We start from the raw sequence: 23,409 nt of genomic DNA on the forward strand, positions 1-23,409 counted from the left end.
TTTATTCCCCCTGAATGTACACGGTCCTTTCTCCGTCAAATAAATAAAGGACCATCTCTTTAATTTCAATTTTCATAATTTCTTCAAGCGCTTTCTTATATAAATTCAACTGAATGCTGTACCGCTTGTCCATTTCAATGTCGACTTCTTCATCTGAACCATAACGGCCACGAACGCAATCCGTTTTATAATCTAGCAGCACCCAGCCATCCTGTTCTTCGAATAAACAATCCGCGATTCCTTGTAATATTTGATAATCGCCTTCATTGTCATCAAGTGCATAGGTAAACGGCAGCTCACGTGATACATGCTCAGCTTTCATCAGACGTTGAGCAATAGTTGTCTCAAAGAAACGTGCAACAGCATTTGCATCGACAGCGGTCGCCTCGTCTGCAGTAAGCAACTGGCGGTCAGTCAACTCAATTATAAGCTTTTCCACGTCAGGTACGCTGCTTTCTTTCCGGATATCAATATGTTGCATAATCGTATGCATCGCCGTCCCAACTTCCGCCGCGGACAATGCCCGCGATTGCATGAAGACCGGCCGGTTATGAAGATAAGCAGTACTTACATCCGCATTTGTTGACACCGAGAAGTCATCTTCCGCCTGCTGTTCAAGAATCGCCAACCGTTTCAACTCGCTGACCGTCTGCTTAGAGCGTTTGGTCACTGAAGAAAGATATGGATAGGTTGCGTCGAACCGGCGTTTCACTTCCAGTAACATGGTTCCATCCACTTCTTCGATTGGAACTATATCGACCGGTGCCTCCGCTTCCTCCTCTATACCCTCAATCGTAGTAAACAAAGCGGATACGGGCAATGCATCAATCTGCCAAACAGAAGGATCGATTACGGTCTCTCCTCCCTGCATGCTACCGAACTTTTCGAACGCCTGATGCCTTGCTACAGCTGGCCCAAGCCAGTCTAAATAGCCATTTGCTCGTGACCTCGTGTATTCGGGCAACATTAATTCCGGATCAACCAGTTGTGCGTCCTGCCATTTCACAATCGATTTCTCAATGTCTTTCACAGATGCAATGATTTCGAGATGTTCCTTTGCCCGCGTCATTGCAACGTATAATACCCGCATCTCTTCCGCACGCATTTCAAGTTCTTTCTTTTCCTTCATTGCAAGAAACGGCAATGATGTATAGGTAATCCTGTTATCTGGGTCAATCGCTTTCACTGCCAGCCCAAAATGCTGGTCGAACAAATACGGCTCATTGAAATCCATCTTATTAAATTTCCGACCCGCCCCTGCGATAAAGACAAATGGAAACTCGAGTCCTTTCGACGAATGGATCGTCATGATGCGAACAACATTTTCCTTCTCAGTAAGTGAACGCGCGGCACCGAGGTCATCCCCGCGCTTACGCATGCGGTCCACAAAACGCAGAAAGCGGAACAGCCCACGGAACGAAGTCTTTTCATAATCAATCGCCCGGTCATGCAGCGCACGAAGATTTGCCTGGCGCTGTTTGCCATTCGCCATCGCACCGACCATCTCATAATAATGGGTATCGGAATAGACTTGCCAGATCAATTCAGAGAGCGAACCGCGCCGTGCCAGGTTTCGCCAGTCCTCGAACTGGTTGAAAAATCGCTGTAGTTTTTCCTGTGTCACAGCAGCGACACCTGCTCCGCCTGTTGTAACAAAACGCTTTAATGCTTCAAAGAACGACTCATTTTTTCCAGCAAGCCGAACTTGCGCCAATTCATTTTCCGTCATGCCGATGAATGGGGCTCGAAGAACGGATGCTAGCGGAATATCCTGATAGGGATTGTCGATGACACGCAATGTATTCAACATGATCATCACTTCAAGCGCATCGAAATATCCGCGCTTCAGCTCAGCGTATATCGGAATACCCGCCAGCTTGAATTCCTCCGCAATTTCGCCTGACCATGTCATCGAACGCATCAAGATAACAATATCCCGGTATTCAAGCGGACGTTTTTCATCAGTAAATGCATCGGTTACTTCCGTCCCAGACGCAATCATCTCCTGGATTTTTTTAATCATGAACCGTGCTTCCGCCTGTGAACTTTTCAAGCTTTGCCCGGCAAGTTCTGTTACATCGTCTAGTTCTTGATCGTCTTCCTCTTCTTCATAAAGAAGTGTCAGTCCGGCAGTCACCGCTTTTTCCGGATAGTTCGCACCGTATTTCAGCGCCGCCGCATCGTCATAATCGATTTCTCCGACACGCGCGCCCATCACTTGTGAAAAGACGTAATTTGTCGCATCTAGCACTTCTTTACGACTTCTGAAATTCGCATTCAAATCGATTTTCATGCCTTGATTGCCATCCGTTTCTGTAAATCGATTGTATTTGCCAAGAAACAGCATCGGTTCAGCAAGGCGGAATCGGTATATCGACTGTTTTACATCGCCGACCATGAACAGATTTCCGTCCCCTTCCCCGCCTCGCTTGACGAGTTGAATGATTGTCTCCTGTAGCATATTGACATCCTGGTATTCATCGACAAGCACTTCTGAAAAACGATTTTTGTAATCCATTGCAATATCAGAAGGCACAAGTTTCCCGTCCTGAGCATTCGATAAAATACGCAATGCATAATGCTCTAAATCCGAGAAATCGACAATGCAGCGGTCAATTTTCACTTGTTCAAAACGTCTGCCGAACTCGATGACCAAGTCAATGAGCGTATGCATCGTCGGCGCCATCAAGCGAATTTCCTCGAGCAAACGGGCTGGCGTTCTCGTAAAATAGGATTCTTTTAAGGTGTTCACAATTTTTTTTACCGTATCACGAAGTGCTTTCGCCCGTTTTGCAAGTTCTTCGTCACATGAATCTTTGCGGATCGTTCCTGCTTTTACCCATTTTAAAGAGCCGAAAAATTCGTAAGTCTGCTCCCATGTCCCATCCGTAATGCGGCGAATTGCTTCATCAATCCACATTAAATCTGCTTCAGCCGTGGCGGCAAGCGGTTCTGGTCCGTCAGGCATAAGGGTGATGCGTCTCATATCATTGGTTAACGCCGCTGCTTCTTCCAACGTATGACGAATTGCCGTTTTCAAAGGCTCAATAAATTCAAGTTCATCAATAGAAGCATTAGCACCAATTTCATATTGCATGGGAATTAAGCGCAGCCATTGCTCCGGAACCGGATGAACACGGGAATAATCATACAACCGATCGATCAGCGTTTCGATAGACTGGTCGTTGCGATCCGACGTGAAACTGTCTGCCAGCCGGTACATCGCTTCGGGATTTTTGGCACTATATGCATCTTCAAGTACAGCCCCGATTGTATCATCACTTAACAACGCCGCTTCCGTGCTATCCGCAATCCGGAATCCCGGATCGATATCAATCAAATATGCATATTGCCGAACGACATTCATACAGAATGAGTGCAACGTGGAAATCTGTGCTTTATTCAATAAATTCAGCTGCCTGCGCAAATGAACAGATTCCGGTCTTTCAGCAATCGCTTCTTCCAACGCTTCCGCCATCCGGTGCCGCATTTCTGCTGCAGATGCATTGGTAAATGTAACGACGAGAAGTTCGTCAACGTCGATGGGATTATTTTCATCCAGCACTTTTTCAATCATCCGGGTGACCAATACTTTCGTTTTTCCTGATCCGGCAGCAGCGGAAACAAGAATATCTTTCCCTGTTGCCCAAATTGCTTTCCACTGGGAATCTGTAAATGTCAGTCCATCAGGTTTCACGGGTATGTTCATCATCATCTGCCACCTCCTTGCGCATTTTTTCGAGGGACATTTCCGGGTCCATTTCGCTATAAGGCCGATGCACTGAAGCTGGATCTGTCGGATCGAACTGACAAACTGAACGATATGAACAGAATTCACACGGCATCTTATCTTTTAATTTGTATGGGTAAACACGTGTATCCCCGGCAAGCATTGCATCTCCGGCTTTTTGGTGCCGCTTCCTAACAAACGAGCGCATCATCTGCAAATCATCCGATGACAGCACTTTCGACGTTTTCGCAAATGTGCCATCCGTTTTAATAGAGGCGGGAACAATTGAAGAGGACCTGCCAATATCAGCATCCATTCCGATGACTACGTCCGGATTATCAAGCAGATACCCTCTCATCTTGTAGGATTTCGCAATCTCTGCTTCAAGTAACGCAGGGGTTAATTCTGAACCGGAACGAATCATTGGGTTATGGATATGCATATAGAGGACGCCCGCAGGATCCGCTTGTATGCCCAGCCACTCATCTGCATTTTCCAGCGCAACGTCAAGATAGGTCATCATTTGCAGGGACAAGCCATAGTACACTTCCGTCAAATCGAGACTTTTTGCTGACGATTTATAATCGACGACGCGGACATAATTTTTGCCGCCGATTTCTGTTGCATCGACACGGTCAATCCGGCCGCGCATTTTCATCGAATCACCGCGGAGCAACGGTATTTCTAGTGCAGGCAGTTCCTCGCCAGGCCCAAATCCTGCTTCAATGGCAACCGGTTTGAACACTGTTGATTTTGCCTGCGTACTGAGTGAATAAATCGTCCGCTGAATAATGTGCATCAGCTTACGTTTAATGTAAACATAACGGTTCGTCGACAATAAAATACGGTTAAAGAAATACGGCGAAATGTCTTCCACTGCTTCCCTCGCAAGCTTCCAACATTCTTCACGAGTCAGCTCCGCCCACGATTTATCGAGACGCATCGTTTCGTCTGAAATCCATTTAAGAGCCGCGTGGAATAAATCCCCGATAGCGGGTGCTTCCAGTGTAAACTCCGTCCGTTCCCGTAAGCCAAGTCCAAACGACGCATAATGCTGAAATGGACAGCTATAATAAGACTCAATCCGAGACACACTGGAAACAAATGACTCTCCATACAGCCCTTGCGTTAATTCTGTACGCAGTCTTTCCGTCCCCTTATCCGCGTTTATGGGACGGATAATATGATTTATGACAGAAGACCAATACGGGTCCTCCTCGTAATACGCCATGACGGCACGCCATTCTCGTTCCAGTATCCCTGTCTGTTCCGCCTCTTTCAATTTCATCGATACATAAGGCAGTGCTGAACGCGGATGACTGATGTAATCGAATTGATTGGCCTCCAGCGGTAATTCAGATGGATCCGTTACAACTATTTCCGTCTCAGTTCCCGGCAACATCTGGGCAATTCTCGTTATGTATAACGAGGGAATCAGTGCTTTTCCTTCTTCGTCCGCAATCGGATAGGACACATATAATTTCTCACGCGGCGCCGTGAATGCACGATACGCCATATACGTTTCATCCATCAATTTCATCTTCGTCGTGGGGGCCAGATCAAAACCGATTTCTGTAAACCATTCACGATCTGCATCCGACAAAATCCCTTCATTGTCAACTCGTTTTGGCATAACACCATCATTCACGCCAAGAATGAATACAGCGTCGATATCCATTAAGCTTGCCACTTCGACAGAGGATACCATTACTTGGTCAAGCGATGGTGGAATGCGGGCAAATTCAAGCGAATCAAACCCTTCATCCAAAATCCGCGCCGCTTCTGTGGAATCCATCACTTTATCCCCAAACATGAGGACGAATTGATCCAATACATTAATCCAGCCGTTCCATGCCTGCTCATGCTCCGTTGCGCCAAGTAGCCGTCCTGCACGTTCTTCTTCCGCGCGCAGATCAATGATTTTATCGTAAACATGCAGCTTTTCCATGAATGAAAACAGTGCTTCCGCTACATCACGGCCCGTTTTCGCCCGTTTCAGCCGCTTTTCAAAATCGGTAAGCGGATTCCGAATTTCATCGCGAATCAAATGCAATTCTTGCTCCATTGCGCGTTCTTCATCAGTTTGAACAGCTGAATGCAATTCAAGCCCACGATACTTCTTCACGCGCCAGCGGCTGTCATCGAACCAGCGATGCCCGTGAATGCCATGTGCAAGTACATAGTTTTCAAGTCTATCTGCACGATCGCGCCATAACAATTTCATTTCCCGGTGTGGGAAAAACAGATCTGTTTTGACAGCACGGAACACAGACTCATACGACCAACCTGTTGTGACCGCTTCTAAAACAGAACGTGAAAACTCGATCAGCGGATGATGCAGCATCGGTTTTTTCTGGCTGATGAACACAGGAATATCATAATGCGGGAAAATCGTTTCAATCAGTTCATCATACTTTTCGGGCTGCCTGTACAATATTGAAATGTCTTTGTAGCGCTTTCCAGCAATCATCAATTCCCGAATCTTACGCGCCACCGAATGGATCTCTGCACGGCGGTTTGCTGCTTCAACCAAGACAATATTGCCTTCTGACGGTTGTTGTTTCGCCGGAAAGTGATCGAATTCCGCTTCAAAATGCCGGAGATCCCCATTCAGAAAACGATGCGCTCTCCCCATGAATACATCTTCTTCCACATCAACCGATTCCACGCGTGCCAATTCACGCAGTTTAAGAGATGTCCGTACTGGATTGAAAAACAATTCGTGATCCGCAAAACCAGTAAGTGCCCCCTCCATCGGAAGTACAACAGTCAAACGATTGGCGTGTTTCATCAATTCCATCACGATTTCGTATTCCCTCGTCGTGAAATTTTCAAAACCGTCAATATAGATATCAGCGCCTTTTAACAGGTCTGAATGGGGTATTTGCGAAGCGAGAAGTGCCAGATGTCCTTCACTATCAACAAAGGTTGTGCCGAGCTTCTCCTCAATTTTTGTCAACAACAGCGACAAGTCTTCTGCTTTGTCGAGTAATGTACGCGGCGCACCTGATGAGGCGAGCGTTTCGTGGAGTTCATTCATCGTGTGATGATCAAGAGAATACCGGCTGAATTCTTTCAGCAGATCGCCAATTTGCTCCGTGAATCCCCGTTTACTCGCAGCTTGCCGGAATAATTTGAACTGATCCTGATTCTCTTCCAAAACACTTCGAACAAGCATTCGGTACCCAAAGCCATCTACTTCTTTGCGGGTGATGCCGCCCGTTTCCTGCAGCACACGCCATGCCAGCCGTTTGAATGTCAATACTTGGGCACGGATGATTCCCTTTAATCCAAAATTAACGGACAAACTATGCTCCATCGAGAACGACATCTGATCTGGTACAATAACAATCACGGGTGCTCCCATCGGATTATGTTCCAGTTCAGCAGCGATTTCCCGCTCAATGAAGGTCGTTTTCCCAGCGCCTGACCTGCCAGTTATGAAACGCAGTGACATTTGATTTCCTCCCTATCTATGTAAATCTCTATCATTCATCCCAATATAAAAATTCCTGTCATCCCTTTCTTTCTATTGTACAGAAAGTTAGGGATGACAGGAACTATTTCAAATGCATAGGTTGCATTCACTTATGATTATGCGTTGAGGCAGATGCCCGAAAATCTGCTTCGACTTTGGCATTCAGCCTGCGCTCGAAGTATTTGCCCACGAACCACAGCAACAAGATAACGACTACCACAATCGCAGTTCGAATTGGGTTTGTGAATAACGCTTTTATGTCATAGCCAATATAGCTAATCATGAAAATCATGACAAATTTCCCCGCCATCAATGTGACTAAATAAGTCTTTTTCTTCATATCAGACAGTCCGGCTACAAGATTGACCAGTGCGGATGGTGTAAACGGGAAGCAAAGAAAAAGAAATAATGGTCCGAACCCGTTTCGCTCCACCCACTTGATCAGCTTTTGGATACGTGCACTTTTTGTCAGGAAATTAAGTAATCGGTTACGCCCATATTTGCGGATGATAAGGAATACCGCATAAGAACCCACCGTAGTTCCTGCCCATGATAGAAGGAACCCGTACCAAAGATCATAGGCGGCAGCATTCGCAAGAACAAATGCAAAAAGTGGAAGAAACGGTAAAAACGCCTCCGCAAAAGGCAGGAATAGCCCGAGTAATGGTCCAAGCGATTTATAGTGTTGTGCCAATTCAATAATTTTATCGGGATTTAACCAATCGTTCATTTGTAACATCCTCGCTTAAAAATCTTTTTTCGTCAGGCTTCTATATAAAATCACATAGAATTACCCCTTATTTAGAGTTTTCCTTTAAATATGAACATTTAAACCCTGAAGTATAGTATAATCGCTTAAATATACTTTGGGAAGATGTGACCATGAATGGAGAATAACCAATTTTCAGCTGGCCTAAAAGCAGGAACGAGCATTGCCATCGGGTATTTTCCCGTAGCACTCACATTCGGGCTACTCGCAAAAACCGCTGGCCTGTCCATCATCGAAGCGACCGCAATGAGTATGTTCGTTTACGCCGGCGCTGCACAATACATATCGCTTAGCCTGATTACGTCAGGTGTTGATCCACTATTGATTGTCATGAATACATTCATCGTCAACATTCGACACTTTCTTATGACGGCTTCGCTCAATGAAAAGATGCAACCTGCACGAAAATGGGTCAAAGCGATCTATGCCTTCGGGATTACAGACGAATCATTTACAGTACTCGCAACAGGGAAGAAAGGAAAGATTTCGACCGCTTTCGCATTTGGCGTCGCGCTGATTGCCTATGGCAGTTGGGTCATCTTCACCGTCATTGGACATATCATCGGTGCTAATTTGCCCGACTTTTTAAAAGCTGCGATGTCGATTGCGCTCTATGCAATGTTCATCGGCTTGCTCGTTCCTTCTATGAAAGGCAACCGTAAAGTCGTCATGCTCGCTGCCCTTGCGGCGGCCATCCATTGTGTCTTGTACTTCACAGAGGCAATGTCGACGGGCTGGTCGATTCTTGTCGCAACGCTGGCGTCTTCGATTCTTGTAGAAATCGTTTATACGAAACGCGGGAAAACAGCTGAATCGATGTTCAAACGAGAGGAGGAAGTATAATGGGCGCAAGTTATTGGTGGATGCTTTTGGGCATGATGCTTGTGACGTACATCCCCCGCATGATTCCGCTGACTGTGTTAGATGGTAAAGAGTTGCCGCCAGTCATTCAAGGTGTCCTGCGGAATATTCCATATGCTGTTCTAGGTGCCCTCATATTTCCGGCAATCTTGTTTGTACAGGAAGGAAATATATTGTTTGGCGTACTTGGAGCGGGCGTCGCGTTTTTAATCGCGGTTCTAGGCGGCGGTGTCATGTCCGTTGTTCTTGGGACGATTGCTGTGTTGGCAGTTTATAGTTTTTTTATGTGAGGAGGCCGCGCGTGGGTGCGGTCTTTTTTTTATTTGGGGTGGTTGGTGGGCTTTTGAGCGGTTGGTGGCGGGATATGAGCGGGTCGAACGGGTTATGAGCGCTCGGCGGACGGATATGAGCGGGTCGACGGGGGTTATGAGCGCTCAGCGGCCAGATATGAGCGGGTCGAACGGGTTATGAGCGCTTGGCGGACGGATATGAGCGGGTAGACGGGATTATGAGCGGGCGGCGGCCAGATATGAGCGGTGCGATGCGGTTATGAGCACTCGGCGGACGGATATTAGCGGTTCGAACGGGTTATAAGCGCTCGGCGGCCGGTTATGAGCGGGTAGACGGGGTTATAATCGCTCGCCCCTCCCTATTTTATCCCATAAGAAAACCGCCCCTTTTCAGTGGGCGGTTTCATCGTTCATTCCTCTTGTTCATGTTGCCTTGCGATTTTCATCATGCGTGTTGCGTACCAGAATCCGACCGTGAGTGATAGCGCATCAGCCCCGTAAAGTAGCCAGTTATGCGTGTATCCCGCATAGACCGACGCCGCAATCAGCGCCACCGTCAAAATGAGGCCGACAACGTGGTGAAATGTCACACGGGTGAACAGAATGACAAGAAGCCCAGGCAAAAGCAAGGCAAGGAATAGTTTTGTTTCGAATGAGCCCATTTCTGACATCCTTTCAGGAGTAATCGTTCACTCGATATTCATCGAACGACGAGAAGTCCGAGGCGATGATGGTCATGTCGATACATAACCTGTTGCATAAGCCTGACTTCTCCGCCGCGGTCAATCACTTGCAGTCGACAATGTGCAGCATTGAGCTGAATTGCGTCATATAATTCTTTCTCATTACTTACCTGAAGTCCATTTACAGTACGAATACATTCCCCTGGCTGAAGCCCCATTTTCTCACCTGGGGATCCCGGTACAACGCCTGCAATGACGACTCCTGCCGGGCGCGGTGCAACAGCGAATCCGCCTTGCCTGTCACGTACCCAAGCTAGAATGGTAATAACCGCGCGACATATTACGCCAATCAGCAAAGCTGCCCAGCCTAAAATCGGCAGCCACAGTGCAGCCAATCCAACGATAACGACCATAATACCTGTCCAAACGACCGCCCGACCAATCTTTGGGAATAAATTATCCGGATACAGCGAGCGTGCCACTTGTGAAAAACCGATAACGACAGGAACTGGAACGAAACTGAATGCACTTCCCCCTAAAGTGAATTGCGGCCAATACGGAACATAGGCCGAAATCATATCGCCAGGCACTAGAAATACAACCGGCAATAGCCATAACCGCTTCGCCTTGAAGGCGGCAGCTCGCAGTCCACGGTTTGTATGCACCAACATCGGCGATGCGTAACGAACCGTATGGCGCCTAATAAGAAGGCCTTCCACGATTAAGAATAATCCGGCGATGACCGGAATCGTCACTGCCATATCACCAAGCAAATCTGCCTGTCCGGGCGTCCATCCACGAAACGAGAAATTCCCCATATACTTTTCTATGAAATAAAGAGCGAAAAAAGCCGCCGCCGCAAAATAAATCGGTGAAGTCGCTTTATAATAAAAGGATAGCAATACAATTAACGCTACCGCAGAAAATAGCACAAGCCAACCCGGATCAACTAGCAGACCTGCCCCGGAAATCAAAACTGACAAAACGAGTGCATACAGCCATGACTCAGCCAAAAGCCGCTTCAATTCTGTTAATCCTGGTAACAATCGGACTTTAAAACTCCGGCGCTCTTTTTTCACACGAAAATAACCTAATGCAACCGCTGTAAATAGAGCGGCTATAAATAATGGATTCAGGAAAAATAGCGCAACCGCTTCTACTATATCAAACATCACTTTTTCGGACACGAACCGTCACCATCCAATCTTCGTACACACTATCAGTCTCTTCATTGTAACAAAAGATTACTGCCCTATGTAAAGCGTTATTGAATTATTCATGAAAAGGAAGAAATCACTTATGGTTTTGGTGAAATATCTGGATTAGTCAGGGCTCACTCCCAATTAGTCATGGCAATGGCCGCTTTTCACGGCTCCTCTCGACTTATTCATGGCAATTCACTTTGAGGTCATGGCTCACTCTTAGTTAGTCATGGCGGCGTCCGCTTTTCAGGGCTCCCCTCGACTTATTCATGGCAATTCACTTTGAGGTCATGGCTCACCCCCAGTTAGTCATGGCAATGGCCGCTTTTCACGGCTCCTCTCGACTTATTCATGGCAATTCACTTTGAAGTCAGGCTCACTCTTAGTTAGTCATGGCGGCGTCCACTTTTCAAGGCTCCCCTCGACTTATTCATGGCAATTCACTTTGAGGTCATGGCTCACCCCCAGTTAGTCATGGCAATGGCCGCTTTTCACGGCTCCTCTCGACTTATTCATGGCAATTCACCTTGAAGTCAGGGCTCTCTCCTAGTTAGTCATGGCAGCGTCCGCTTTTCAGGGCTCCTCTCAACTTATTCATGGCAATTCACTTTGAGGTCATGGCTCACCCCCAGTTAGTCATGGCAACGTCCGCTTTTCAGGGCTCCTCTCGACTTATTCATGGCAATTCACTTTGAGGTCATGGCTCACGCCTAGTTAGTCATGGCAATGGCCGCTTTTCAGGGCTCCTCTCGACTTGTTCATGGCAATTCACCTCGAAGTCAGGGCTTGCTCCTAGTTAATCATGGCGATGGCCGCTTTTCACGGCTCCTCTCGACTTATTCATGTCAATTCACCTTGAAGTCATGGCAATCTGCAAATGCATCCATCATCCGTTCAATAAAAGTGAAAAACTCCCGACAGCTATCGTCAGGAGTCTCCTTTTCACCGCTCGTTCACTTTATTATGGATATAGCCGATTGCCATCTTCAGCTGATCATCATTTTTGCGGTCGTTGCGGAATTTTTCCGCTTTATCTTTCAATGTCGCGAAAAATAATCGGTCCATGGTGGAACCTTCTGCCACTTTTGCTTCTCCAAGAAAAGTCTCGACTGCTCGTGTGGTTGATTCATCAAAGAATCCGTCTGTCCGGGCAACGCTATAACTGAGACCTGTCAGCAATTTTTGCGCATAGGCGATATCTTCATGGTAATCACCTTCCATATAGGTCTCTGTAACGAGACGGATGTGCTCGCTGAATAAATCATTTTGGACCACTTCCAAATCTTCTTTTACACCATTACCGTGAATCCATTTCTTTTTGGGGGTGAGCCATTTATGGGTCGATAACTTCATTTCCCCGCCGTTTGTCAATTCCATTGTTTCTTGGACTGTCCCTTTTCCGAAACTCGTTGCGCCAATGATATAGCCCCTTTTCAAATCTTTCAATGCGGCGCTCATGACTTCACTCGCGGATGCACTGCCTTTATCCTGCAGTAGGACAACCGGCATCTTCTTTAATTTTTCATCATACGGAAACTTTTCGGAGTTCTCTGTAGCTAACGGCTCCAGGGTTCCAGCTGCGTCTTCCATATACGCAAACACCGTGTCTTTCTGAACTAGACTGCCTACGATACCGCCGACCGTATGCAAGTAGCCACCGGGATTGCCGCGTACATCGATAATCAGTGACTGTGCTCCACCCTTAATAAGCTTGTTTGTCGCGTCCAACCATTCTTGTCGACTTTCATTGCCGAACATCGTAATCGATATGTAACCAATCTTCTGTCCGCGCTCTTCAATTATTTCAGTGGACACCGTCTTTACAGGAATACTGTCCCGTACGACTGACAGTTCAATATGCTTATCCAAATCGGGCCTGAATATCGTCATGGAAACCGTAGTGCCTTTCTTGCCGCGGATACGCTGGACAACGTCTCCCAAAGAATCTCCTTCAAGCCGCTTGCCGTCGATTCGGACAATTTCGTCATACGGTTGCAAACCAGCCTTTTCGGCAGGAGAACCTTTTACCGGAGCTACGATGATATATTTCCCGTTCGATCGCGTAATTTCAGCGCCGATCCCGATACGCTCGCCAGCCAGTGATTCCCTATGGGCAGCTGCCTCGTCCTTTGACAGATACGTCGAATACGGATCGCCAATGACATCCGCCATGCCGCGAAGCGCCCCTTCAACCAATAGGTCCTTATCTACCGGATATACGCCTTTCTCTTTGATGACGTCGAACGCCTCATCGATAACAGGAAACGAACTTAACGTCCCTCCTTCTGACTTTACTTTCCCTTCTCCTGCACAACCATCCAGCAGAAGAAAGACTACCGTCGCCAAAGCGGCCAGTATGACAAATAACAAAAACCGGCTTCTCTGCATAATGCAATGTCCCCTCCTCCGTCCATTATATGAACAGAAAAGGAACATTACGACAGCAGAGAACCGGCTTACTCAATCTAAATTCTTAACAAGCGTCTTTATCCTTTTTTCATCCATCGGCCCAACAATCTTCTGACTGATTTTCCCGTCAGTGCCAATCAGGAATGTCGTCGGTATCGGAAGAATTTGATAGTCCTTCATGACGGTACCTTCTTTATCCAACGGGACTGGGAATGTCAATTTGTAGGCGGCGATGAATTCCTTAACCCCTTTAATGCCCCGCTTCTCCTCCGTCGTTAAATTGACAGCAATAATTTCAACATTATCGGCCTCTTTATATTTTTTATAGTATTTTTGCATATGGGGCATTTCTGCCTTACATGGCCCACACCAGGATGCCCAGAAATTTAACATTACTTTTTTACCCTTCAAATCCGAAAGCTTAACCACATCTCCCGAAAGTGTGGATAATTCAAAGTCTGGAGGGATTGAACCTTTTTCCAATCCGGGCTCTTCTTCCAATGAACTAAAATCTGCACCGATTAGAAATTCATCAATAGGTTTCGGTTTATCTAAATTCGATTTCACCATAATAGCAACCATCGACCCGATAAGTAGTACTGCTAAAATGAATCCAAGTGTTTTCTTACTCATAGTGATTCCCCCCAATCTAACTTCCGTGCATACATTACTGAAAAAAAGAGTCCGATGAATAAGGTTGAAATAAGCGGTGTCTGAATAAACCCTTCCGGTTGAATAGCGGCAACAAAAATATGAACCGCCATGAACACCCAGGCAAGCTGAAGCGGCCAATTCCCCGTTTTCCGAATATTCATCCAGAAAAACACTGCGAACACTGTAAATACGACAACGATCGTAACCTGTGCTATGATTTCGCCTTCATTCAACAAAACCATCATCACCTGAAACACCGCTTGGACTAAGACTGCGCCTGTAAATAGTGCAAGAAATCCCTCAGCACCAAGCCGCCCTTTCTTCAAGTCCCATAAAACCTTCCCGCCAATAAATAAGAGCCCCAAGTAAAACCCGACTGCTCCGCCGTGGAAATAAATGACGGCAAGAGGCGACCTAAGAATAGAACCAAAATCAGTAATAATGATACTCAATTTCCAAACGACTACCAAATAAAAGAATGCATCCCCTATGAGTTCCGCATGCTTTTTCCCGAAACGGAACCGGACTGCACTATATGCAATGGCGAACGCCACAATGAGAGCAATCCAAGACGATGGAACACTAAGGCTGCCTATGATGAAAAATTTGGTGACTGGCATCCACGCATGACTCCTTCAACACTTAATAGCATTATCGTATCCAAAAATAGCTCCGAAAGCCATCTTTCTAGTCGCAGGAAGAACAAAAAAATCCGCCTCAGTCTTGAGGCGGACACAATTAGTTAGAAAGAAACATAGCGCAGCGGATTCACGGCACTCGGTCCGGATGCTGACCAGCTTCCTATGTGCATTTCAAAATGAAGGTGAGGCCCGGTCGAGGCGCCAGTAGTTCCAATATTTCCGATGTACTGCCCTTTGGCGACATGCTGTCCAACGCTAGTGCTGACTTTTGATAGATGAGCATATACCGTAGTAAAAATCTGCCCGTCAAACGAGTGAGTCACCATGATGACATTGCCGTAAGTGCCCATTGGACCTGCGTGAGAAACTACACCGTCTCCTGCCGCCACAACTGGCGTTCCAGTACTATTCGCAATGTCAGCACCACGGTGCTGCCTGCTCGTTCCATAGATCGGATGCATTCTCCATCCGAATGATGACGTGTACGTTCCAGATGCAGGTTTCGTCCATGTTCCGCTTGAAACGGGCGGAACATAAGATGATGAACTGCCACTGTTTTGTCTGTCTTTCGCTGCTTTTGCTGCCGCTGCTTTACGTGCAATTTCTGCTTGACGCGCAATTTCAGCTATACGTTTCTGTTCTGACGCAATTTTCCCTGCAACTTCTTTACTTACTTCGTGCGTTTCATGAAGATCAGACTCAAGCTTAACTTTTTCACTCGTTAATTTCTTTTGTTCTGCTTCTAGTTGGTCAATCAATTTATTCTTATCAGATTTCTGTGCTAGTAGAGATGCTCTTAGTTTTTGAAGCTCTTTTTTACTCGCTTCTTGCTCAGCAAGTTTCGATTCAACAAGCGCTTTTTCTTTTTCAAGCTGCTCGATATCATTCGCTTGCTGCTCCATAATATTCCGGTCTGCATCCATTAAAGAATTGACAGCCGAAAAACGGTCTATGAAATCTGCAAAACTATTTGCCCCAAGAAGGACGTCAAGATAGTTAACTTGTCCGCCTTTTACCTGCATTGCGCGAACACGGTCACGCAACACTACATCACGCTCTTCAATTTTCTTTTCAAGATCAGCAATTGAAATTCGTAATGCATCGATTTCATCCGTTGTCTTATTTATCTCAGCAATGACACGGTCAATCTGTGCATTGGATTCATTTATTTTAGCGTTGAGCGCAAGAATTTGATCCGTTATTTTTTCGATTTTTGTTTTTTTGACCTGAATTTCAGAGTCCTTTTTATTAATCCCTGTTTTCAATTCACTTTTTTTCATGTCGAGTATTTTCTGTTCTTTTTTCAGGTCCTCCAACGGGCTCGCCAAAACGCCCGTTCCACTAATAATGGTGGACAGGAAAACAACCGCAATCGTACCTGACAGCAACTTTTTGTATCTAATCAACTTCCCAGTTCCCCTTTCACACTCTATCGATCATTCATACCTTAAGGAATTTGCGCACAGACATAAAGCTGCCCCACACACCTATAAAGATTCCCATGAATAGGATTAGTCCATTCAGCTGAAAAATGAATGGTGTCGCGTTAAGTAATTGGAATAGTTCTCCCTGCAATTTCGGTTCCCAATGTTCGAATAGCTTGAAATAGGATATAGAAATGATGAGCATCGGGGCAATTGCGCCCAGAATGCCGAGCCACATTCCTTCCAATAAAAACGGAATACGCACGAAGTTGTTCGTCGCTCCGACTAATTTCATGATTTCAATTTCTCTTTTTCTGGCAACGATTGTTATACGGATCGTGTTTGAAATAAGGAACATCGCCGTAAATAACAATGCCAATATTAAGACAAGACCAATGTTGCGGCTTGTGTTTAATACTTTGAAGAGTTTTTCCAATTTTTCTTCACCGTACACGACCTCATATGTATAGTCGTATGTATCGATTTTCTTTGCAAGAGTAGCAGTCTGCTGTGGATCTTTCGCTTTTACATACAGCGCATCGCCAAGCGGGTTGCTCTGTTTATATAAACTAAGTTCATCACCGAATGATTTAATCATCTTGTCCAACTCTTCGTCCCGCGACGAATAGACTACTTCGATTATTCCTTCTGTCGAACGGACTTTCTCTACTAACCCTTTAATTGCTGCCTTGTCTGCTGCAGGATCAGCAACGACTTTAATTTCCACGTCATTCTCAATACTTTGCGCCAGTTCGTTTAAATTCATCATAATCACGATGAATACACCTACAAGTAGGAGAGTAACAGTAACGGCACTGACGGATGCAAATGTCATCCAGCTATTACGGCGAATGCTTTTGAAACTTTCGCGTACATGCCGGCCGAATGTTCTAGCCTTCATTGTACTCACCTCCGTACTCATCACGGGTGATCAGGCCGCCTTCTATCGCAATGACACGGTGTCTTATTGTATTAACAATTTCCCTATTATGGGTGGCCATGACAATCGTCGTACCACGAGCATTGATCTGTTCGAAGATCCTCATGATCTCCCATGATGTTTCAGGGTCAAGATTTCCTGTCGGTTCATCCGCAATGACAACTTTCGGTACATTGACGATTGACCTTGCTATGGAGACACGCTGCTCTTCTCCGCCTGACAGTTCGTTCGGGAACATCCGCGCCTTTTGTGTAAGTCCGACAAGTCCCAGGACATCATTCACCTTTTTGCGAATCTCTGCCGGCGACTCCTCGATTACTTCGAGTGCAAACGCTACATTCTCGTAAACATTCAATTTCGGTAGTAGCTTGAAGTCTTGAAATACGACACCAATCTGTCTGCGTAAATAAGGTACACGTTTATTACGCAATGTTGCAAGATTTATGCCGTTAATAATAATATCTCCGCTAGTTGGCACTTCTTCACGATACATCATTTTAATGAACGTTGACTTACCGGCACCACTTGGACCGACCACATAAACGAATTCGCCGCGGTCAATTTCGATGTTAATGCCATTTGCTGCAACGACACCGTTCGGGTACTTTTTGTAGACATTTTTCATCACAATCATTCTAAAACCACCTGAATATTTTTATCTCTCTTTTTTTCCAACAGCCCCATTATAACATGATTCGTCTTTCTAAGTATTACAGTTGTGTTTCATTTAAATCATGAATATAACGTTGGTAAACATAGTTGATAGTACCATTGGCATAACAGGGCTATAAGATCAAAAGACCGACTTACTTGTTTGTATTCGACCTTTTAGGGGTAATTCCTCTATTACAATTTGAAATATTGGTTGATTTTATCAGAAACAAAGGGGTGCTGTCGAACTTTGAGGATGCTAGTGCGAAGTCAGGGCAATTCCGAAGTTAGTCATGGCACCGGCGTGAAGTCAGGGCTTTCTTGAAGTTAGTCATGGCCCGGCTACAGTTTGTCAGGGCAATTCCAAAGTTAGTCATGGCAGCGACGCGAAGTCAGGGCTTTCTTAGAGTTAGTCATGGCCCGGCTGCGGATGGTCAGGGCAATTCCGAAGTTAGTCATGGCACCGGCGTGAAGTCACGGCTTTCTTGGAGTTAGTCATGGCTCGACTGCAGATGGTCAGGGCAATTCCGAAGTTAGTCATGGCCCGGCGCGAAGTCATGGCTTTCTTAGAGTTAGTCATGGCCCGGCTACGGTTTGTCAGGGCAATTTCGAAGTTAGTCATGGTACCGACGCGAAGTCAGAGCTTTCTTAGAGTTAGTCATGGCCCGGCTGCAGATGGTCAGGGCAACTCCGAAGTTAGTCATGGCGCCGGCGCGAAGTCAGGGCTTTCCTAGAGTTAGTCAGGGCTCGACTGCGGTTTGTCAGGGAAATCGCGAAGTTAGTCATGGCACCAGCGTGAAGTCACGGCTTTCTTGGAGTTAGTCAGGGCTAGACTGCAGATGGTCAGGGCAATTCCAAAGTTAGTCATGGCACCGACGCGAAGTCATGGCTTTCTTAGAGTTAGTCATGGCTCGACTGCAGATGGTCAGGGCAATTCCGAAGTTAGTCACGGCAACTCCGAAGTTAGTCATGGCGCCGGCGCGAAGTCAGGGCTTTCTTAGAGTTAGTCATGGCTCGACTGCAGATGGTCAGGGCAATTCCGAAGTTAGTCATGGCGCCGGCGTGAAGTCAGGACAATCCTAGAGTTAGTCATGGCTCGACTGCAGTTTGTCAGGGGAATCGCGAAGTTAGTCATGGCTCCGTCAACTCAACGTCACTGAAATTTAAACGCAAAAAAACCGCTGCCAGACATTTGTCCAGCAACGGTTTCGTTGTAGTGCTTATTTTTTCTCAGAAAGCCATTTTGCTACTGCGTCTGCTTCTGCACCCTTAATAAGACCAGGTGGCATACTGCCGCGACCGTTGATAATTACGTCATGGATTTCTGTTTCAGACAAACGGTCACCAACTTGTGAAAGATCTGGGCCCATTCCACCTTTAAGGTCTAGGTTTCCGCCGTGACATGATACACAGCTAGTTTGCACCACTTTTTCCGGGTCAACAGACGCTGTATCATTTCCTGTTGTACCAGTAGTCGTGTCTTTGTCTTTTGCTTTATCGCCGCCACATGCCCCAAGGACAAGAACAGCTCCAAGCATTACTGCCAAAAGTTTGTTTTTCATTTTCTTACCTCCTATTTTGAAATTGTGTACTGCCTTCCTAAGTATAACAAAACGATATACATTTAAATCATTTAGGGATTGCCCTAAATTCTTCAAACCGATGACAAATGCCGTCCTCTCAACCCCCATCACACTTTGTCTCAACTTTGTGAACGTGGTTATGACAGCCGTATCAGACAACCAAACGCTTTAATTGTGCTACTTCCTTTACTATACACATATCTGGTGCCAACAAAACATCTTAGACAATATTACCATTTTCACCTTATACAAAAAAAGAAAAAGCGCACCGAAGTGCACTTCTCTCCAAAACAGTCGATTACGAAATGCGTGAGCGCAAGAAAGCATTGATGAATAAGTCAATTTCTCCGTCCATAACTGCACTGACGTTTCCTGTTTCTGCACTCGTCCGGTGATCTTTCACCATGGAATACGGGTGGAAAACGTATGAACGGATCTGGCTTCCCCAACCAATTTCTTTTTGATCTCCACGAATTTCAAGAAGACGTGCTTCCTCTTCTTCGACTCTGATTTGGTAAATCTTCGCTTTCAATAAATTGATAGCGCGATCACGGTTTTTAATCTGCGAACGTTCTGTCTGACATGTAACAATTGCGCCAGTCGGTAAATGCGTCATACGGACTGCAGAATCTGTCGTATTGACGTGCTGTCCGCCGGCACCGCTTGAACGGTACGTGTCAATTTTAACATCTTCCATTTTCAGGTCAATGTCGACTTCGCCTTCAAATTCTGGCATTACTTCAATTGAAGAAAATGACGTATGGCGTCGGCCTGATGAATCAAATGGCGAAATCCGTACGAGACGGTGAACACCTTTTTCTGCTTTTAAATAGCCATATGCGTTATGTCCTTTAATCGACAGCGTCACAGACTTCACGCCAGCTTCATCCCCAGCTTGGTAATCGAGTGTTTCGACTTTGAAGCCGCGGTGTTCTGCCCAGCGTGTGTACATGCGAAGCAGCATGGATGCCCAGTCCTGGGATTCCGTACCGCCTGCGCCTGAGTGAAGTTCAAGAACTGCGTTATTGCTGTCAAATTCATCACTGAGTAGCATTTGCAGTTCAAATGCATCTAGTTTACCTTTGAATGCTTTCAAATCTGCGCCAAGTTCTTCTTGCATTTCAGCATCGTTTTCTTCGCGCAACAGTTCAAGTGTCATCTCTAAGTTTTCCTGTTCATCAGTTAATTCCGTATACTCGCCGACTACGTCTTTTAACGCATTCGACTCGGAAATTACTTTTTGCGCGCTGTCCTGGTTATCCCAGAATCCCGGCTCTAGCATTGTTTCATCTAACTCTTGAATTCGTGCCTCTTTGTTTTCTAAGTCAAAGAGACCCCCTAAAGTCCGCTAATTTCTTAGCTGATTTGTCAAGCTCGTTGCGTACATCGGATAATTCCATCATAATAGTTTCCTCCTGAATTTGGGTTGCCCGGCTGCTTACGCTTTACCGTGACAGTTTTTATATTTCTTCCCGCTGCCGCATGGGCATGGATCGTTACGACCGATGTTTACTGCGCGACGCACTGGTTTCTTGCGCACTTGCTCGCCATCCTCTTTCGGATTAACGGCCTGTGCTTTAACAACTTCTTCACGTTCAAGATTGTCACGGATTTCAGCTTTCATCACGTATTTCGCTGAATCGGCTTCAATTGACGCGACCATTTCTTCGAACATCGCAAATCCTTCCGCTTGGTACTCACGAAGCGGATCAGATTGACCATAAGCACGTAGATGGATACCATGACGCAACTGATCCATCGCGTCAATATGATCTGTCCATTTCGAGTCAATTGCACGAAGCAAGACGACTTTTTCGAATTCGCGCATACGCTCTTCCGACATCTCCGCTTCCTTCTCATCGTATCGTTCAGTGACAGCATCTTGGATTAGAGACGTTAATTCCTCAACCGACTTTCCTTCCATATCAGCCTTCGTTACGCGACCTTCTGGAAGCATATTAGCGCCTAAGAAATCTTCGAGTGCTTTTAGATTCCAGTCACTTTCTTTTTCTTCTGTCGTATGGATTGCCACAGCATTTGCGATGACATTCGACAGCATTTTCTCCAATACTTCACGGATGTTTTCCGTTTCCAGAATTTCATTCCGTTCTTTGTAGATAATTTCACGTTGTAAACGTAATACATCATCATATTGCAGCAAACGTTTCCGTGCATCGAAGTTATTACCTTCTACCCGTTTTTGAGCAGATTCAACCGAACGCGACACCATTTTCGACTGAATCGGCGTCGTATCGTCCATCCCAAGTTTTGTCATCATCGACTTCATTTGGTCCGAACCGAAGCGGCGCATCAATTCATCTTCAAGTGATAAATAGAATTGCGTCACACCCGGATCTCCTTGACGGCCGGAGCGTCCGCGCAACTGGTTATCAATCCGGCGCGATTCATGTCGTTCTGTACCGAGAACAGCCAGCCCGCCAAGTTCCTGCACGCCTTCTTCAAGTTTAATGTCCGTACCGCGGCCTGCCATATTCGTCGCAATTGTAACGGCGCCTTTATGGCCCGCTTCCAAAATAATCTCAGCTTCACGACTATGGTTTTTCGCATTCAAGACATTGTGCTTCACGCCATATTTCGTCAAATAGTTCGAAATGATTTCGGACGTTTCAATCGCTACCGTACCGACAAGGACAGGTTGCCCTTTATCATTCCGTTCTTTGATATCTTCCGCAACCGCTTTGTACTTACCCTCCATTGAAGCATAGATAAGATCCGCGCGGTCGTCTCGGACAAGCGGACGATTCGTCGGAATGGCAATGACGTTCATGTTGTAAATATTACGGAACTCTTCCTCTTCCGTTTTTGCCGTACCTGTCATGCCTGAAAGCTTATCGTACATACGGAAATAGTTCTGGAACGTGATTGTTGCAAGTGTCATCGTTTCGTTCTGAACTTCCAGGCCTTCTTTCGCTTCAATCGCCTGATGGAGCCCATCGCTGTAACGACGGCCTTTCATAAGACGTCCTGTGAATGAATCGACAATGACGACTTCGCCTTCCTGAACAACATAATCGACATCGATATGCATGCTCGCCTGTGCTTTCAACGATTGGTTAATCGCATGATTGAGCGTCGTATGTTCCAAATCGAACAAGTTATCGATACTGAATGCGGCTTCCGATTTCTCGATACCGCTTTCCGTTAGAACGACACCTTTCGTCGACTCATCATATGAATAATCTTCATCTTTTTTGAGTGATCTGGTAAACATATTTGCCAAGCGATACAATTCAGCCGCTTTCGCAGCCTGTCCAGAAATAATCAGCGGCGTACGCGCTTCGTCAATTAAAATGGAGTCAACCTCATCAATAACTGCGTAGAACAGCGGACGCTGTACTTTATGTTCATTGTAGAGCACCATGTTATCACGCAAGTAATCGAAACCGAGTTCGTTATTCGTACTGTATGTAATATCTGCACTGTACGCTTCACGTTTCTCTTCTTTCGATAAACTATTTAAGTTCAGACCGACCGAGAAACCGAGGAACTCGAAAAGTTGTCCCATTTCCATCGCGTCACGGCTCGCCAGGTATTCGTTCACTGTTACAACGTGCACGCCTTGACCGGCAAGTGCGTTCAAATAAACCGCAAGCGTAGACGTCAACGTCTTCCCTTCACCGGTTTTCATCTCAGCGATATTGCCTTCGTGTAAAGCGGCCGCTCCGACAAGCTGCACGCGGAATGGATACATGCCAAGGACACGTTTCGCTGCTTCACGAACGACTGCAAACGCTTCTGCTTGAAGATCATCAAGCGTTTCACCAGCTACGAAACGTTCTTTGAATTCATCAGTTTTTGCTGTCAGTTGTTCATCCGAAAGCTGTTCCATCTGTGTTGCTAACGCTTCGACCTTATCCGCAATCTTGTCAAGACGCTTCAAATCCCGTTTATTCATATCAAACATTTTATTCAATACGCTAAGCATTCAGGTCACATCCTCATTAGGTTCACCCTTCATTTTAACACTCTGAATTGCACGGTGCAAATGGTCTAGCCAAAACACATTAAGGAAATGTATTTATGCCTGCTGTGAGGGCTATTGTGCGGGGTATACTTCGTTAGAATTCAAAACA

General features: G+C 45.9%; 16 protein-coding genes. 2 read left to right on the top strand and 14 right to left on the bottom strand.

All coding sequences use genetic code 11. The features are described from left to right. Position 1: 1 nt before the first annotated feature. From addA to MKZ11_RS22965, 3 genes are all read right to left on the bottom strand, one after another. Positions 2 to 3,715 (bottom strand): helicase-exonuclease AddAB subunit AddA, encoded by a 3,714-nt coding sequence (gene addA / locus MKZ11_RS22955; RefSeq protein ID WP_340796661.1) that lies wholly within the window; start codon positions 3,713 to 3,715, stop codon positions 2 to 4. Beyond that, on the bottom strand, positions 3,687 to 7,187 hold the full coding sequence (gene addB, locus MKZ11_RS22960; RefSeq protein WP_340796663.1) for a helicase-exonuclease AddAB subunit AddB: 3,501 nt from the start codon (positions 7,185 to 7,187) through the stop codon (positions 3,687 to 3,689). Before addB ends, addA begins: the two co-directional genes overlap by 29 nt. Before the next feature lie 127 nt (positions 7,188 to 7,314). Continuing rightward, positions 7,315 to 7,938: a TVP38/TMEM64 family protein gene (locus MKZ11_RS22965; protein WP_340796664.1), complete on the bottom strand. Its 624-nt coding sequence runs from the start codon at positions 7,936 to 7,938 to the stop codon at positions 7,315 to 7,317. A 156-nt stretch (positions 7,939 to 8,094) separates the two neighbouring features. On the opposite strand from MKZ11_RS22965, the gene MKZ11_RS22970 reads away from it, so the two are divergent. Together MKZ11_RS22970 and MKZ11_RS22975 are read left to right on the top strand one after the other, a co-directional pair. Then, entirely contained in the window at positions 8,095 to 8,820 is a 726-nt protein-coding gene (locus tag MKZ11_RS22970; protein WP_340796665.1) for an AzlC family ABC transporter permease, read from the top strand. Further along, positions 8,820 to 9,128: an AzlD domain-containing protein gene (locus MKZ11_RS22975; protein WP_340796666.1), complete on the top strand. Its 309-nt coding sequence runs from the start codon at positions 8,820 to 8,822 to the stop codon at positions 9,126 to 9,128. Before MKZ11_RS22970 ends, MKZ11_RS22975 begins: the two co-directional genes overlap by 1 nt. A 410-nt stretch (positions 9,129 to 9,538) precedes the next feature. Here the strand turns inward: MKZ11_RS22975 and MKZ11_RS22980 are convergent, their stop codons facing one another. The 11 genes from MKZ11_RS22980 to secA form a co-directional block, all read right to left on the bottom strand. Next, complete coding sequence (locus MKZ11_RS22980) at positions 9,539 to 9,790, bottom strand: CsbA family protein (protein WP_340796667.1); 252 nt, start codon at positions 9,788 to 9,790, stop codon at positions 9,539 to 9,541. A 38-nt stretch (positions 9,791 to 9,828) separates the two neighbouring features. After that, complete coding sequence (locus MKZ11_RS22985; protein ID WP_340796668.1) at positions 9,829 to 10,983, bottom strand: PDZ domain-containing protein; 1,155 nt, start codon at positions 10,981 to 10,983, stop codon at positions 9,829 to 9,831. Positions 10,984 to 11,955: 972 nt separating this feature from the next. Further along, positions 11,956 to 13,401, bottom strand: a complete 1,446-nt coding sequence (locus MKZ11_RS22990) for a S41 family peptidase (RefSeq protein ID WP_340796669.1) — start codon at positions 13,399 to 13,401, stop codon at positions 11,956 to 11,958. Positions 13,402 to 13,473: 72 nt separating this feature from the next. Further along, positions 13,474 to 14,055 (bottom strand): peroxiredoxin family protein, encoded by a 582-nt coding sequence (locus MKZ11_RS22995; RefSeq protein WP_340796670.1) that lies wholly within the window; start codon positions 14,053 to 14,055, stop codon positions 13,474 to 13,476. Next, on the bottom strand, positions 14,052 to 14,696 hold the full coding sequence (locus MKZ11_RS23000) for a hypothetical protein (RefSeq protein ID WP_340796671.1): 645 nt from the start codon (positions 14,694 to 14,696) through the stop codon (positions 14,052 to 14,054). Before MKZ11_RS23000 ends, MKZ11_RS22995 begins: the two co-directional genes overlap by 4 nt. Before the next feature lie 122 nt (positions 14,697 to 14,818). Further along, positions 14,819 to 16,123, bottom strand: a complete 1,305-nt coding sequence (locus tag MKZ11_RS23005; protein WP_340796672.1) for a murein hydrolase activator EnvC family protein — start codon at positions 16,121 to 16,123, stop codon at positions 14,819 to 14,821. Positions 16,124 to 16,157: 34 nt separating this feature from the next. Further along, complete coding sequence (gene ftsX, locus MKZ11_RS23010; protein ID WP_340796673.1) at positions 16,158 to 17,042, bottom strand: permease-like cell division protein FtsX; 885 nt, start codon at positions 17,040 to 17,042, stop codon at positions 16,158 to 16,160. After that, complete coding sequence (gene ftsE / locus MKZ11_RS23015; RefSeq protein ID WP_340796674.1) at positions 17,032 to 17,715, bottom strand: cell division ATP-binding protein FtsE; 684 nt, start codon at positions 17,713 to 17,715, stop codon at positions 17,032 to 17,034. Before ftsE ends, ftsX begins: the two co-directional genes overlap by 11 nt. 1,237 nt (positions 17,716 to 18,952) lie before the next feature. Then, positions 18,953 to 19,294 carry a cytochrome c551 gene (gene cccB / locus MKZ11_RS23020; protein ID WP_340796675.1) on the bottom strand — a complete coding sequence of 114 codons (342 nt, stop codon included), beginning with the start codon at positions 19,292 to 19,294 and terminating at the stop codon, positions 18,953 to 18,955. 319 nt (positions 19,295 to 19,613) lie between these two features. After that, positions 19,614 to 20,715 (bottom strand): peptide chain release factor 2 gene (gene prfB / locus MKZ11_RS23025; RefSeq protein ID WP_340797097.1). Its coding sequence is split into 2 segments (ribosomal slippage): positions 19,614 to 20,642 and positions 20,644 to 20,715, totalling 1,101 coding nucleotides; the frame shifts between segments, so codons are not numbered across the junction. A 38-nt stretch (positions 20,716 to 20,753) separates the two neighbouring features. Next, positions 20,754 to 23,261, bottom strand: a complete 2,508-nt coding sequence (gene secA / locus MKZ11_RS23030; RefSeq protein ID WP_340796676.1) for a preprotein translocase subunit SecA — start codon at positions 23,259 to 23,261, stop codon at positions 20,754 to 20,756. Between the last annotated feature and the right edge of the window lie 148 nt (positions 23,262 to 23,409).

The organism is Sporosarcina sp. FSL K6-1508, from assembly GCF_038007465.1.
GTDB lineage: Bacteria > Bacillota > Bacilli > Bacillales_A > Planococcaceae > Sporosarcina > Sporosarcina psychrophila_B.

Excerpts from the sequence above, each read along its gene's own strand:
- MKZ11_RS23000 (WP_340796671.1), bottom strand. The coding sequence starts at position 14,696 with ATGCCAGTCACCAAATTTTTCATCATAGGCAGCCTTAGTGTTCCATCG.
- ftsE (WP_340796674.1), bottom strand. The coding sequence starts at position 17,715 with ATGATTGTGATGAAAAATGTCTACAAAAAGTACCCGAACGGTGTCGTT.
- MKZ11_RS22990 (WP_340796669.1), bottom strand. The coding sequence starts at position 13,401 with ATGCAGAGAAGCCGGTTTTTGTTATTTGTCATACTGGCCGCTTTGGCG.
- MKZ11_RS22975 (WP_340796666.1), top strand. The coding sequence starts at position 8,820 with ATGGGCGCAAGTTATTGGTGGATGCTTTTGGGCATGATGCTTGTGACG.
- addB (WP_340796663.1), bottom strand. The coding sequence starts at position 7,187 with ATGTCACTGCGTTTCATAACTGGCAGGTCAGGCGCTGGGAAAACGACC.
- ftsX (WP_340796673.1), bottom strand. The coding sequence starts at position 17,042 with ATGAAGGCTAGAACATTCGGCCGGCATGTACGCGAAAGTTTCAAAAGC.
- MKZ11_RS22965 (WP_340796664.1), bottom strand. The coding sequence starts at position 7,938 with ATGAACGATTGGTTAAATCCCGATAAAATTATTGAATTGGCACAACAC.
- MKZ11_RS22995 (WP_340796670.1), bottom strand. The coding sequence starts at position 14,055 with ATGAGTAAGAAAACACTTGGATTCATTTTAGCAGTACTACTTATCGGG.
- cccB (WP_340796675.1), bottom strand. The coding sequence starts at position 19,294 with ATGAAAAACAAACTTTTGGCAGTAATGCTTGGAGCTGTTCTTGTCCTT.
- secA (WP_340796676.1), bottom strand. The coding sequence starts at position 23,261 with ATGCTTAGCGTATTGAATAAAATGTTTGATATGAATAAACGGGATTTG.
- MKZ11_RS22980 (WP_340796667.1), bottom strand. The coding sequence starts at position 9,790 with ATGGGCTCATTCGAAACAAAACTATTCCTTGCCTTGCTTTTGCCTGGG.
- addA (WP_340796661.1), bottom strand. The coding sequence starts at position 3,715 with ATGATGATGAACATACCCGTGAAACCTGATGGACTGACATTTACAGAT.
- MKZ11_RS22970 (WP_340796665.1), top strand. The coding sequence starts at position 8,095 with ATGGAGAATAACCAATTTTCAGCTGGCCTAAAAGCAGGAACGAGCATT.
- MKZ11_RS22985 (WP_340796668.1), bottom strand. The coding sequence starts at position 10,983 with ATGTTTGATATAGTAGAAGCGGTTGCGCTATTTTTCCTGAATCCATTA.